12 protein-coding genes and 2 pseudogenes are annotated in these 13462 nt (G+C 55.8%); 5 read left to right on the top strand and 9 right to left on the bottom strand.

The window, feature by feature from the left end; all coding sequences use genetic code 11:
* Positions 1 to 106 precede the first annotated feature (106 nt).
* The gene (nifH, locus tag CO657_RS22465; RefSeq protein WP_054186393.1) at positions 107 to 1000 is read right to left on the bottom strand and encodes a nitrogenase iron protein; all 894 of its coding nucleotides are present in this window, start codon (positions 998 to 1000) and stop codon (positions 107 to 109) included.
* A 464-nt stretch (positions 1001 to 1464) separates the two neighbouring features.
* Between nifH and CO657_RS36830 the strand changes: the two are divergent.
* Positions 1465 to 1848: pseudogene (locus tag CO657_RS36830) on the top strand (GDP-mannose 4,6-dehydratase); the annotation flags it as partial.
* A gap of 744 nt (positions 1849 to 2592) precedes the next feature.
* On the opposite strand, the gene nodA reads toward CO657_RS36830, so the two are convergent.
* Together nodA and CO657_RS22490 are read right to left on the bottom strand one after the other, a co-directional pair.
* On the bottom strand, positions 2593 to 3180 hold the full coding sequence (gene nodA / locus CO657_RS22485) for a nodulation N-acyltransferase NodA (protein ID WP_004679687.1): 588 nt from the start codon (positions 3178 to 3180) through the stop codon (positions 2593 to 2595).
* A 218-nt stretch (positions 3181 to 3398) separates the two neighbouring features.
* Positions 3399 to 3587: a hypothetical protein gene (locus CO657_RS22490; protein WP_425349973.1), complete on the bottom strand. Its 189-nt coding sequence runs from the start codon at positions 3585 to 3587 to the stop codon at positions 3399 to 3401.
* Between the two features lie 271 nt (positions 3588 to 3858).
* Here CO657_RS22490 and nodD2 point away from each other — a divergent pair, with 271 nt between their 5' ends.
* Entirely contained in the window at positions 3859 to 4803 is a 945-nt protein-coding gene (nodD2, locus tag CO657_RS22495; protein WP_054186301.1) for a transcriptional regulator NodD2, read from the top strand.
* A 344-nt stretch (positions 4804 to 5147) separates the two neighbouring features.
* Positions 5148 to 5342, top strand: a complete 195-nt coding sequence (locus CO657_RS36840) for a hypothetical protein (protein WP_156339817.1) — start codon at positions 5148 to 5150, stop codon at positions 5340 to 5342.
* A gap of 59 nt (positions 5343 to 5401) precedes the next feature.
* Here CO657_RS36840 and nodD3 read toward each other — a convergent pair whose 3' ends face one another.
* Both nodD3 and CO657_RS22505 read right to left on the bottom strand, forming a co-directional pair.
* The gene (gene nodD3 / locus CO657_RS22500; RefSeq protein ID WP_054186302.1) at positions 5402 to 6310 is read right to left on the bottom strand and encodes a transcriptional regulator NodD3; all 909 of its coding nucleotides are present in this window, start codon (positions 6308 to 6310) and stop codon (positions 5402 to 5404) included.
* A 150-nt stretch (positions 6311 to 6460) separates the two neighbouring features.
* A complete protein-coding gene (locus CO657_RS22505; protein WP_054186303.1) occupies positions 6461 to 7486 on the bottom strand; it encodes an LLM class flavin-dependent oxidoreductase in 1026 nt (341 codons plus the stop codon).
* A gap of 1443 nt (positions 7487 to 8929) precedes the next feature.
* Between CO657_RS22505 and CO657_RS22510 the strand changes: the two are divergent.
* Positions 8930 to 9318: pseudogene (locus CO657_RS22510) on the top strand (ATP-binding protein); the annotation flags it as partial.
* A 101-nt stretch (positions 9319 to 9419) separates the two neighbouring features.
* Here CO657_RS22510 and CO657_RS22515 read toward each other — a convergent pair.
* The gene (locus CO657_RS22515; RefSeq protein ID WP_082366430.1) at positions 9420 to 9776 is read right to left on the bottom strand and encodes a hypothetical protein; all 357 of its coding nucleotides are present in this window, start codon (positions 9774 to 9776) and stop codon (positions 9420 to 9422) included.
* A gap of 784 nt (positions 9777 to 10560) precedes the next feature.
* Between CO657_RS22515 and CO657_RS38240 the strand changes: the two genes are divergently transcribed.
* Positions 10561 to 10692 (top strand): nitrogen fixation protein NifQ, encoded by a 132-nt coding sequence (locus CO657_RS38240; protein ID WP_116275255.1) that lies wholly within the window; start codon positions 10561 to 10563, stop codon positions 10690 to 10692.
* A gap of 169 nt (positions 10693 to 10861) precedes the next feature.
* On the opposite strand, the gene tnpC is transcribed toward CO657_RS38240, so the two are convergent.
* The 3 genes from tnpC to CO657_RS22535 form a co-directional block, all read right to left on the bottom strand.
* Entirely contained in the window at positions 10862 to 12481 is a 1620-nt protein-coding gene (gene tnpC / locus CO657_RS22525) for an IS66 family transposase (protein WP_128715578.1), read from the bottom strand.
* Between the two features lie 75 nt (positions 12482 to 12556).
* Positions 12557 to 12901, bottom strand: coding sequence for an IS66 family insertion sequence element accessory protein TnpB (gene tnpB, locus CO657_RS22530; RefSeq protein ID WP_003495066.1), 345 nt, complete (start codon positions 12899 to 12901; stop codon positions 12557 to 12559).
* Positions 12898 to 13284: a transposase gene (locus tag CO657_RS22535; protein ID WP_054186396.1), complete on the bottom strand. Its 387-nt coding sequence runs from the start codon at positions 13282 to 13284 to the stop codon at positions 12898 to 12900. Before CO657_RS22535 ends, tnpB begins: the two co-directional genes overlap by 4 nt.
* Between the last annotated feature and the right edge of the window lie 178 nt (positions 13285 to 13462).

The following is a 13462-nucleotide window of genomic DNA, read 5'->3' on the forward strand; positions in this document are numbered from 1 at the left end:
GGGCCCCTGCCCCTTTCAAGGTTCGGGTTATGTCGTCGTCGACGAAGCGTCTTTCGTGGAAGGACGCGCTGGCTCAAGGGCCAGCGCGTCCTGTCGACAGCGGCAGTTATTGAGCCGCAGCCACCGCTGACTCCTTGGCCTGTAGTTCGGCCAGCATCTGCTCGTCGCTCTTCATGATGCCGAAGTCGAGCAGCATGTCTTCGAGCTCTTCCATGGTAATCGGGGTCGGAATGGTCCCTTGGCCCGAATTGGCATGGATCTTCTCGGCTAGCGCCCGATATTCCCCGGCCTGCTTGGAGTCCGGCGCGTACTGGATCACCGTCATCTTCCTGAGCTCGGCGTGCTGGACGATGTTGTCACGCGGCACAAAGTGGATGAGCTTGGAATTGAGCCTGGCAGCCAGCGCCTCGGAGAGGTCGAGCTCGCGGTCCGTCTGGCGCTCGTTACAGATCAGGCCGCCGAGCCGCACGCCGCCGGAATGGGCATATTTCAGGATGCCCTTGGCGATGTTGTTGGCGGCATAGAGCGCCATCATCTCGCCGGACATCACGATGTAGATCTCCTGGGCCTTGTTCTCACGGATCGGCATCGCGAAACCACCGCACACCACATCGCCAAGCACGTCATAGGAGACGTAGTCGACATCGTCATAAGCGCCGTTCTCCTCGAGGAAATTGATCGAGGTGATGACGCCGCGCCCGGCGCAGCCGACGCCCGGTTCCGGACCGCCGGACTCCACACACTTGATGCCCTTGTAGCCGGCCTTGAGCACGTCCTCGAGCTCAAGATCTTCCACCGAACCTTCCTGTGCTGCCAGATGCAGAACCGTGTCCTGTGCTTTGGCGTTCAGGATCAGCCGGGTGGAGTCGGCTTTCGGGTCGCATCCGACGATCAGGATCTTCTGCCCGAGGTCGACAAGCGCTGCGAGCGTATTTTGGGAGGTGGTGGACTTGCCGATCCCCCCTTTGCCGTAAAATGCGATTTGACGCAAATCTGACATATCGCCTTCCTTCTTTCGTTCCATCCATCGCTGAGTAAAAGGCCGGCAGCTCGCGCCGCCTCCCAGGGCAATCTTCAAAACCCGTGCCATGTGGGCCGATCGAGCCGAAGGAAAGATCTTTTTGTTGGGTTTCAGGAAGTTAGCCCGAGCCAGCACAGGAAACTGGCCAACCAACCCTAATGTCGCCGACAAGACAAAGCCGACAGACGGTGTCGTAAGGGCATCACTTGCACCGCTAGGGCGACCGCGCGGCAGGGCGACCGCGACTATCAGCAGGATCAAACGAAGCTCCGAAAACTGGAGACAATCGCACATCCCTGTAGCCAAGAGAGAAATGGCGTATCGCACGGGCGACGCTGCAAGCGCCCAGGTGATAGAGCTTTGCCTTGTGGCTGAACAAGCCAACTTCGATCGCGCAGGCCCGCAGCGCCCGACAGCTGGCCAAAAACAGCGCCAGGAGCTGCGACTGGGGCCACGCACGTGAGTATGTCGAGGGCATGTGGCGCATGTTGCAGCAGGACAAGCCGGATGGCCACGTCTTGGCGACCGGCGAGACGACGAGTGTCCGCCAATTTCACGAGCGGGCTTTTGCCGACGTGGACATTGCTTTGGAATGGAAGGCGTCAGGCGTCGACGAAATGGCTACGACTCCGCGTCCGGTGCCTGCCTTGTGGAAGGCGATCCTCGATACCTCCGCCCGACGGAAGTCGATCTTCTGCCGGTGATCCGACCAAGGCCCGCCAGAAGCTGGGCTGGCAACACAAGAACCCGGTTCGGAAGCTCGTCGCCGAGAAGGTGCGCGAGGTGTCAAGCACTGGAAGGCCCTGAACAGTCGGGAAGAGCTCTAAGTGTACGACTTGTCCAACAAGAAGATCTGGGTTGTCGGCCATCGCAGTATGGTCGGCAGTGCGCTTGTGCGCAGGCTCCGATGCCGTGCTCTGCGGCAGCCAGTATTTGCTGAGCGGTTTGACGATCTGCTGCCGCCCTATGACAGACGGACGCCTCGAGCATGTCGTTCACCAGTTGGCGCTTGGAGGACGCCCGGCGGCGCGGTTTGCCCAGCGGCTGATGCTTCCGTTAGAGACGACACCTTGCTCTGTGTCATCCGCAGACAAGGAACCGCCATCGACCCCGCCCTCGGTGATTGGTATCGACGACAAGCCGTGGCGGCGCAAGCACCACTACGGCACGAGGTGAATAATTCTCCATGTCGCATCGACGGTGAAAGCTATTCCGATGATCCCCTGATAGCAACAATCTGGACTTTGCGTTTGTCCATGTTCTTTGGCGGGAGAATGACATTGAACCGCGAAGCGCCTGCCCACAGTATCCGTGCACAGGTGTGACTACGTCGCGATTGCCAGAACGATCGCAGACAAGGTAGTCGCATCGCCTGCGAGGCTTCGGGGCATATGTCCCTGATAGTCCCGCTTGTCTCGAATATCTCACGCTTGACGTCTAAGCGTTCGCAGATCGAAAGGTCGGGATGTGTCATCGTGTGGGTCGGTCCGTCATCGAGGGTTAGATAGACGCACCGATCACTGGGCCGCCACCGTCTCTTCGGATAACTTCACCTATGGGACCATGCTCTTTCATAGCTCAGGGCCATTCCGCTCGATCAAGGTCCCCGATGGCCAGTCACTCATTGAGCATCCTATTGGGAATACTACCAGAATTACGTTTTCACAGCGCGTCGGCGGGAGGTTGAGATAAACATCGGCAAGGGTGGATCGCACGCGTACCCCTTCCAAAACAGTCGCAAGACCATTTCGGCAGAGCCTGAGAACAAGGTTGCGCAACGCCTGCCGAACACCGCCGAACGCAAACCGAACGCCAAGTTGCTGCAGCACTGGGTAAACAATGCGCATTGAATTGATGCCGTACCCCTCAAGATCTGGACGCACGCCCCACAATCCAAGCTCGCATACGAGTAGATCGACCTCGCCAACCCGAACGAAACGACGCAACAACCCCATATGAGCGGCCACACCGTGCGCATCATAGCCTATTACGCGAAGCTCGGGCCTAGCTCCTGACCAACTACGAGCACCTTCGAATGGAAGGGCGTTGTAAGCGCCAGTTGGCCCATAGGTCTTCCGAAAGAAATCTGCGAGCTCCGTGTGGTCAGAGAGCTCCAACTCGTTTTCCCAGCACACTTTCCACCGCACCTGAGGGCTCATACCTAAACCTCCACTTAATACTCTGTCCAGGCGTCGACAGAGCAACTACTTGATACGCACTGTTTGAGCGCTTCTAATGGCACCGGTATAAGCAAGTGAAATCATTTGTTTGGATGGAACTCATCCGTCCAATGGATGCGTTCCGATCTGCCGTCGGCTGCCGACGGCCAGATGAAGCGGCCGCGCTCCAACTTCTTCGTGAACATGTCGGCTCTTCCTCAAGCGCCTTCAGGCGCGTTGATCTTTTCATCACAGATTACTGGCACGCCACCAATATCTTGAGCCGGCTCCAAACAGAAGGAGCCCCGCCCGTCGATAGCCAGCGTGCGGCTCATCCGTTGCGCATAGCGCCCGACCGCCGCGAGCGACCAATCACCAAAGCCCTCCGGTGTCGCGATATGATGCACCTACTTCCGCCCATTCCGTTCACTAGCGTTCCGAATGTCATGTCGCTCAGTGACGCCGCTCCACATCGCCTATTGCTAAGGCGCCTTTCCATACTTAAATTAGACTATCTGCAACTATAACGTCTATCGTAACTATGAACGCTACTTAATAGATCGTCAAACTAACCTAAGCCTTTTTGACGAACCTTCATTGGATCTACGCTGGAAGGTTCTGTACTGGAAAAATTGATTGTTTGGATATAAAATATCCGTTGTTTGGATGTGACTAAAGATGCGTTTCAAGGGTCTTGATCTAAACCTGCTCGTTGCACTGGACGCGCTCACGACCGAGCGCAACCTAACGGCTGCCGCACGTAGTATCAATCTAAGTCAGCCAGCCATGAGTGCCGCCATTGGCAGGCTGCGGGACTATTTCCGCGACGAATTGTTTACAATGAATGGTCGAGAACTTCGGCTGACGCCACGTGCCGAAGGACTTGCCTCGGCAGTGCGCGAAACTCTCTTGCAAGTACAATGCTCAATCATCTCTTGGGAGCCATTTAACCCGTCGAAGTCTGACAGATGCTTTAGAATAGTTCTGTCCGATTTCATGATGCTGATATACTTCAATAAGATCATTGAGCGCGTTGCTCGAGAAGCGCCCGCAGTCAGCTTCGAGTTGCTGCCTTTAGATAGTGATCCGTACGAAATGCTTAGCCGCGGTGACGTCGATTTCCTCATCCTGCCTGAATTTTTTCTCTCGGGCGCACATCCGAGCGCAAAGCTGTTCACAGAGAAATTTGTATGTGTAGCCTGTTCGACAAATGTGGACCTACCTTCAGCGCTGACGATTGAGCAATATGTTTCCATGGGACACGTCGCTGCCGCGTTTGGGCGCTTTTTGAAGCCATCGGTCGAGGGCTGGTTCTTGCTCGAGAATGGGATTCAGAGGCGGGTGGAGGTCGTCGTGCAAGGGTTTAGCTTAATACCATCAGTCCTGCGTGGCACGAAACGCATAGCTAACCTACCGCTTCGCTTAGTCGAGCATTACGAAAGTACTTTCCCTTTGCGGATCATCAACCTTCCGTTACCGCTTCCCGTCTTCACCGAAGCTGTTCAATGGCCAGCGCTACATAATGCCGATCCAGGGAGCATCTGGTTTAGGGAGATATTGGTTGAGGAAGCTTCCCATATGATTTCCTCCAACGCACCTAAAATACATGGCTCGCTGCAATAATCCGGTTCCTGACGGAGGTTCCTGCTTGAGTACGATCTGCCGAGTCCGAACAAGTTCAACTAACGCGGAGAATTCGCGGCCGAGGCCGAAGGAGAGCATGTGGTATTTAGATCCGTCATGATACTGCACCCACCAAACAGGCGTTTCAGAGCCCAAGCGCATGAAAATTCACATTGGAGCGCTCGCATTGGATCGCTGAAGAAGCCGCGGTTAGAAAGGCTGCTATCATAATCTAGTTCAGAATTCGAGATTGAATCCCCTGTGAAGCGGTTAAACGTGAACACTGGCCACATTCCCGAGGCCTCCGTCCCTGCTTGCGTAGGAGCAGCGTCGGAGCTTAGCAGATGCCACCAAAAACCATCAGAAACGAACAATACCAGCAATTGTGGTCCCCCAGCACCCTTCGCTTTGCCGCCGAAGGTGCTAGACCGCAGGTCGCGCAATCGTCCGAAGGGCGGCCGACCGGCGACGGACTGGCGCTCAGCTTCGTCGATAAAATGGCCTGCGGGTCAGTCGCAGGTGGTGCCGTCTTCAGCTAATCGGCTACGTCGCGGGTCGATCGATCCAACGCAGCCCAGCTTCCCAGGTTTCAAGATGGTCACGGCAATCGCGCTGCCTCCTGAACCATTATATCTCGCATCCAGATATTCGCCGGATCTTTGTCTTGAAGTACCGGCCATTGGACCGCCTCGGTGAATGTCGGCAGCGTTATCGGGGGCGCAGTCATCCGCAATGGTATCTTCTCCTCAAAAAGCCCAACTAATCGTAATGGAATGGTTGCGATGCGATCAGTGCCCATCAGGGCGGCGGGGATCATGCTAAAGCTTGAAACAACGACTTCGACCCGCCTCTTGAGGCCATGCTCCTGCAAGAAGCAATCTTCTATGGTAGGCTGCTGCGTCCGACCGAACCTAACTACCGCGTGCCCCATCGATGAATACTCCTCGGCAGTAAGGGCTTCCTCAAGTTGTTTGTTATTACTGCAGCCGACGCAAGTCAGTCGTTCCTGAAATAGATCTATCTTAGGGTGCGCGCTCGACATGAATAACGGTGGGCTAATAAGGAAGTCTACGTCGCCGCGTCGCAAGAGCTCGTCTGGATTGTCAGTAAGAGGCAGCAAGTCAAAGCTAATGCCGGGCGCCTCCCGCGCAAGACGCTCCAGTATCTTCTGAAAAAGAACAACTGTAACGAAATCGCACAAGCTTACTCTGAAATGACGATCTGATTGATCAGGAGTAAATTTATCCCAGGATATGATGTTGAGCCGAATATGCTGTAAAGCTTCACGAATCGCAGGCGCGAGGTCTTCCGCACGCGGCGTTGGAACAAATTCACGACCACGCATCGTAAAAAGTTCATCGCGGAAATAGGAGCGGAGCCGTCGGACGGCTGCACTCATTGCGGGCTGGCTCAGATTGATGCTACGTGCCGCCGCAGTAAGGTTGCGCTCAATCATTAGTGCATCGAGCGCGACAAGGAGGTTGAGATCGAGGCCCTTAAATCGCATATCTTTTAACTATCCAATAATGCAGCCTTTCCACAATGGTTGTTCCTACGGCGATGGCTGAATTCGCCTTTGCGCTCCTCAACCGATTTGAGGGCGCGGCCACAGAGACCTAATCTCTGTGCTCGGAAAGCAACCTGAGGCCAGTCCAGATTAAGCCATAACTCCAGAGTGAACGCTCGTTGCAGTGTAATAGGAAGCTTCCAATGGCAAATCGCCAAACGCCAGTTGGCAAAGAAGATAATTAGCACCTGCTTCCTCGACATGATCGAGAAGATCTTGCCTAACTGACGCCGCAGTACCAACTACGCACAACTGACAGTCTACTGCTGCATCAAAATCTGGCGGGAGGTTCTGAGGAGTCTGTATCCCGTTTAACTCGTACAGAAACTTAAAGCTCCGAAGCCACCGTTGATAAGCAGGGGCCGCGAGCGAAATGGCATGCTTCGTCGTGCTGCCGGCCACCACCATTCGGACCAACCCAAGGAATGGCGCCCGTTTCCTGCCCCCGGCGGTATGTCTCTCGTGTGCTCGATAGGCATCAGTGATCTGGCGAACAGCAGAAGCTGGGCCGCCGCAGGCAAGATTTGTATCGTTCTCAGCCGCCCACCGCGCAACCTCAGGACGACTGGTTGTAATCCATGTCGGAGGCTGAGGACGTTGGTGTGGCCTCAACATCAACGGGACTTTGTCGAGTTCAAAGTGGTCGCCTTTATAGGAAAGAGCTTGGGTTCCTCCCTTCATCGCTTGGATGACGATCTCGCTGGCTTCGAGATAGCGCGATGTCGCCACCTCCTCCTCAATACCGAAAAAGCCCCATTCGATTGGTAAGGAGCCGCGTCCCATGCCCAACTCGAGCCTGCCACCACTCAGATGATCCAGCATGCAAATTTCTTCAAACGCACGTATCGGATGATAAAGGTTCAATAGCATAACCAACGGACCGAGACGAAGATGCTGCGTGCGCTGAGCTACGCCTGCTAGAAATAGATTCGGCGAAGGTCCCCTACCATGGGGGGTACAGTGGTGCTCTGCGACGTGATATCCATAAAAGCCAAGGCGATCGCAAACCTCTGCCAACTTCATGCGATCTTCATATTGGCGCGCAATCTCTCTGCCGTCTTCGTCCAAATGGTCGAAAATGCCAACCATCAGCTTTGCGGGAAGAGAGTTTGTCATCTGAATGTCTCCAAGTTTGGCGGCGAGTTTTCGGTGGCCAGGACCGGAGGGTGGCCCCGATGTCTTTCGCCAGGAATTATTCGCCGTTCTTAAGTTTACACTGAATTATCTTATGGTTACGGCGGCGCCGGAAAATCTATCCGAAGCCCGTTGCGCTAGGTGGTTTGAGGGTCTGGCAGGAATTGGAGGCCGCACCTCCAGAGCCGATAATTGTTGGGGGCTTCGAGTTTATTGAACCTGCTCAGCTTTCACCCCCTAGACCAGGACGCCACCCGCTTCATCTACCGTTACGAGCATGCGATTGCTGGCGACGGCTCTCGTGTCCGCAATCAGGTGGCTGCTCCAAGAATGCAGTCTACAGTTTCATCAATGGATTTATCTGCGTTGCCGTACCGATAACGCATATGGAATGGCAAAGAGCTTCGTTCGGAAACATTGCCAGTATAAATTTCTCCGTTCTAATTCCCTTTTCCAAAACCTTCCATTTTTACCCGCCCGGGCCCTGAAAAGTGCGAAGTTAATTTCGAAAGGGTGATCGAAAGCCCCGCTCCGAAAGCGCCAGGCTCACTACCTCACCCATACTTAACATCCTTGCGGTTCTCTTCGTAAAGCCGTTGGCTCTGAAACCGATGCTGACGCCGATGAGCTGAACATAATGCTCACGCTGAAATGATATTGGATCCTTCACATTCCCTGTATGACTTCGCGGCGAGTAACACCCCATCTCGCATACCCACAGCTCCGTTCACTTTTGAGAACCCAAGGATTGGGAAGTTCGATTAGTGGTTGTTCAGCTTTTGTGGCGACCCGAACGGGTTATGGCTGGTATTCGGTGTAATGCGACGAGGCTCTTGCAGTAGGCGAAGAAAGGACCCAGAGCTATGTCTCCGCACTTGATTGGCAGACGAGAGTGCGTTCTGCATTTCCACGTTGGCCATATTCGTCTCCATTTATCGGCCAGGTCTGTGACCTAGCCCTCGGCTGCTCTCCGGTGGAGCAACATCATGGTATCCCCAATTCATAGTCGAGGTGTTTAATAACATCCCACGGCTTCGTAAAATTAATTGTTTGTATGGCATTGATCCACCAGGTGAATAACCCGGGATATCCACCTTCAAAGGGTTGCTCAAACGTCAACGCTTCTTGCCACGTCTGACCCAGGGCACAACAGCGCTCGCCCCGATGTTCAGAAGGCGTCTAAGCGTTCGATGCCATTTTGGATGTTCGGCCGAACCGTTGCTTTCCTTCGGTCGATCGAAGTGGCGTAAGGCCGACCCGGGCGAAATCACGGTCCCTTCTGAGGTGGAAGGATCAGGAGCCAGTGCGGTTGTATGTCCCTGCATTTCCAGATCTTAGCTTTATAGGATGAAAGGTGTTACGATTGGGGAGATGAGGAGACGCCGCGTAGGGGCTGGCAGATCAGACTCTATAGATCGCTTCATGGACTTGATGCGCGGCCGTTTCTTCAATGTCATCGATCTGGTCAACCGGTTGGAACCGGAAACCCGTGACGACAAGCAAGGCGGATAGTCGACTACCTCACACGCCTCGACTTCATCACCCTCGATGAGATCGGCTATCTGCCGTTCGCGAAGGACGGAGGCCCGCTCCTGTTCCATCTTATCCGCAGGCTTTACGAGCGCACCTCGATCCTCGTCACCGGCGAACATGGCCTTCGGTGAACGGCCCGTCGGCGTTCGGTGATGCCAAGATGACGACAGCACTGCTCGATTGGTTGACTCACCATTGTAGAAATTGGGAAAGAGTCCTGGCGCTTCGAAAACCGCTTCAAAGCTAAAGTCGGGATCCCTACACCCGCACTTGGCCCATAGCCATTAACTAATTCAGAACCATTTGAAATGGAGAATGCGTACTGATTCAGCGCCAGTGATACGAGTGGAGAAGCTAGCGGTGGCCAAGTTGGCAAAGCTAGTTAGGTACTGTCAGGCGGCGAGAAGAAGCAGTTCACGTCGTTTTCAGTCGGGTGAAGGCAGATATGATACCGGCCATCTCCGGAAGGGATTTCGTCCCCATACGGAATGAAGAAAAGATGTGGTTTTGTCGCGAGGTGGTGGTCGCCCGCATGCAGTAAGACGGAAAAACCGCGGGGCCCTCTACGAATGTTCTGAGTCGGAATGGACTGACAATCTCCACTCAAACCGTGGGCCTTGCAGCACGCCGGAGGATAGGTCCAGCCGCTCTTCGCTTGATGGGCGTCGGTTGGAACGATAGTACAGACGGAGATCGCCCCAAGTGTGATCAGCAACACTGTTGATGTGGCGAGTGTCATTGCATACCTCCTTAGAGGCAGCCCCTCGAAAAAACGCCGGGAGGTTGCGCACTGATTGCCAAGAACGCGCGTCTTTTCGATACCTCGTCGTTTTTGTCACGGACACTTCCGGGTCAGAAACGCCTGCGCCTCTAGGACCATCGCCATGGTGCGTAGAGGCACATAGAGGCGAGTGAGCATCGGCGCCATTAGGATACTGCTCCGCTGCCTGGAAGTGAAGCCAATCTTCTGCCGCGCCGACCGCACGAATGGTACCTCCGGGCTCCGCCGCGGCGAAGGCATCCTGCTGAGCTCCATAGCACCCGATCGGGGTGAGCAGGAGTGGAGCTTCCGAAAAATTCGCGTTGCAAAGCGACGCTCTGAAGCGGTGGCTGTCTCACTACCCCCTTCTGAAGGGCGAAATTGACTTCGATCAGTATGTCATCACTTGCGTACTTTCGCGGGCACTGGAGGAGGTTGAGGCCGGCGAGGCGACGGCTACGGAGGTGCCGGATTTCGCAGATTGAACTCCGAGATGCGCTATCCAACCACGCTTACTTTGTCATTTGCCGTTGAAAACGTGCGGGATGCAGAGGTTGGCGTCGACAAGGACTGTTGCATGGTCTGTTGCTGAATTACGCCCGGCCGCACGAGCTCATCAGCAGCCTATTTGCCAAAGTTATTGCGCTTCGCGCTTGCGAGATGATGACCTATGGAAGGAGTTCGGCCTCACGACCCGGGCGAACGAACCAGATTGGTCGCCAATCATTCCCCCAGCTCGCTGCTGAGAACACCCACAATATGAGTGGAAGAAAACCTCTACCACCAAATCTGTCAATCTGCAGGTTTCATTCTGTGCTCCCCTCCGAATTACCAACAATGCGAGGAATTCCAGAGCTGCTTTCGTTCCGACGAGTATGACACGGAACCGACGTAGCTACATAAGGCATAAAAGCCATGCGTCGCGTCCCTCGGTCAAAATCCAATCAGCTATTGATGAAGTTTTCTTACCTGACTCACTGCCGGGCATTGATCAGGAGAAACGACTAGAATTGTCTAAGCTGTCGAAGGAAGAGCGGTTAACAATGGAGTCGCACTGTAAGCGGTTAGCTGATGGCGTCAGGCCTGAAGTTCCACGGCATAAGCGCCTCGAGCTCGGATACCGGCCAGCCTTGAGCGATGCGGGTCAATGTCTGGGAGAGCCAGTCGAGCGGATCGACGTTGTTCATCTTGGCTGTCTGCAAGAGGGTGGCGACGGTCGCCCATGTGCGTCCACCACCCTCGCTGCCGGCGAATAGACTGTTCTTTCTCGTAATTGTTTGGGGCCTGATCGCGCGCTCGACGATATTGGAGTCAATTTCGATCCGGCCGTCCGTCAGGAAGCGCTCCAGTGCTTCGCGCCGGGTGAGCGCGTAACGGATTGCTTCGGCGGTCTTGGACTTGCCAGAGACCTTGCCCAGCTCCTTCTCCCAAAGATCAAAGAGTTCGGAGACGATGGTTGCAGATTTTTCCTGACGCAGCATGGAACGGCTGTCGGCATCCCGACCGCGGACCTCATCCTCGATGCGCCACAGCTCGGTCATCGCGATGATCGTGTCCGTTGCAGCCTTTGAGACACCACTGATGTGAAGGTCGTAAAACTTGCGGCGAAGATGCGCCCAGCATCCTGCGAGCCGGATCGTTTCATTGCTGCCGTCTTTGGCACGCGTCTTGGCGAGACTGGTATAGGCCGAGTAGCCGTCAACTTGCAGGATGCCGCTGAATCCGGCGAGATGACGCACCACGCAGTCAGCGCCCCTACTGTCCTCAAACCGATAGGCCACCATCGGCGGGCTGGTTCCACCATAGGGTCTATCATCGCGAGCATAAGCCCAAAGCCAGGCCTTCGTCGTTTTCCCCGAGCCGGGCGCAAGAGTGGGTAAGGTCGTTTCGTCGGCGAAGATCCTTTCACCCTCCTTGACGCGCTCAAGGATGTAATCGGCGCAAATCTGAAGTTCGAAGCCCAGATGCCCCATCCACTGGGCCATCAACGATCGGCTGATCTCGACACCGTCGCGTAGATAGATTGCCTCCTGCCGGTAAAGCGGAAGGCCGTCGGCGTATTTGGAGACGGCGATATAGGCGAGCAGCCGCTCCGTCGGCAGGCCGCTTTCGATGATGTGCGCCGGTGCCAAAGCCTGGAGCACGCCATCGTGGCCGCGGAAGGTGTATTTGGGGCGGCGCGTCACGATGACCCGGAACTTCGGCGGCACGACATCCAGCCGTTCGGAGCGATCCTCACCGATCAGGACCTTTTCCAAGCCCACGTATTCAGCAGGGATCTCCGGCTCGATCACTTCCTCGATGCGTTCGAGATGAGCGGCAAAACCCTTGCGCGGACGTGCTGCCCGTTTCGGCTTGTCCTTGGCCGCGTGATCAAGCTCGCTCTGGATTGCCGAAAGGCCGGTCTCGACTTCCTCGAAGGCAAAGGACACCTGTTCGTCGTTGACGCCAAGGCGCAGTCGCTCGGAACGGGTGCCATGTTGGGTGCGCTGCAGAACCTTCAAGATCGATGTGAGGTTGGCAATCCGCTCGTTGGCGCTCTTCTCCACCGCCTCCAGCCGGGCGATCTCAGCTTCAGCGGCCTTCAGTCGGGCTTCTTTCGCAGCCTGCTCGCGCGCCATCGCGAGGACCATCGCCTTCAGTGCGTCAACGTCGTCCGGCAGGTCGTGAGGGGGCAAATCCATGGCAATAAGTAGAGCACAAAAACAGCCGTTTTCCCAACCATTACAGCGGCATGATTCATCTTGCCGCAGGCGCTGTCAGCCCGTCAACAAGGGGCGCCTGACCTTGGTCGGGCGGATCTTTTTCCAATCCATTCCGGCCAGCAACGCCATCAGCTGAGAATGGTCCAGACGGATCCGTGCCGCCGATATGCCCGGCCAGCAGAAGCCCTGATCTTCCAGGGTTTTCGAATAGAGGCAGACCCCACTGCCATCCCACCAGACAATGCGAATACGATCGGCCCGTTTCGACCGGAAGACGTAAAGCGCGCCATTGAAGGGATCGAGACCGCCATCCCGCACCAGCGCCATCAAAGAGGCGGCTCCCTTGCGGAAGTCGACCGGCTGGCACGACACATAGACCACCACACCCGAAGCGATCATGCCTTGCGAACCGCCCGCAGAACCTTCACCAGGTGATCGGGGTCAAAATCGCCGCCGACGCGCACGACCATATCCGCAATGACAATATCGACCGAACCGTTGCTTACCGTTTCAACCCGCGCGAACTTGATCTGCTTGCCCGTTCCCGCCGTCAGGGGCGCAACAACGCCCGATGCCAGTGCCTTGCGACGCCATCCATAAAGCTGCGACGGATCCAGGCCTTCAGACCGGGCAACCGCCGAGACATTGGCCCCAGGCTGCAGCGTCGCGGCGACGATCCGCGCTTTTTCGTCATCCGACCAGTCACGCGGCTTGCGGCGACGCCGGACGGGTTCTGCCGTCAAAACCTCAAAGGTTCGAGGCTGATTCACACTATCACTCATAGGACTCTCCGCATGACTCACGCAGAAAATCGCCGATCAGCAGTCCGAAAGATACGTGGGGTGGCCTACGCGCTTACGTCGCACTTGCCGAAAAACCAGCCAGGTGCACGCGGGGTGGATGACCGTCGCGTGATTCGGGCATCATCCACGTTCAGAAGGTCGGTTGCAGCTGGTGTGA

The organism is Rhizobium acidisoli (assembly GCF_002531755.2).
Lineage (GTDB): Bacteria > Pseudomonadota > Alphaproteobacteria > Rhizobiales > Rhizobiaceae > Rhizobium > Rhizobium acidisoli.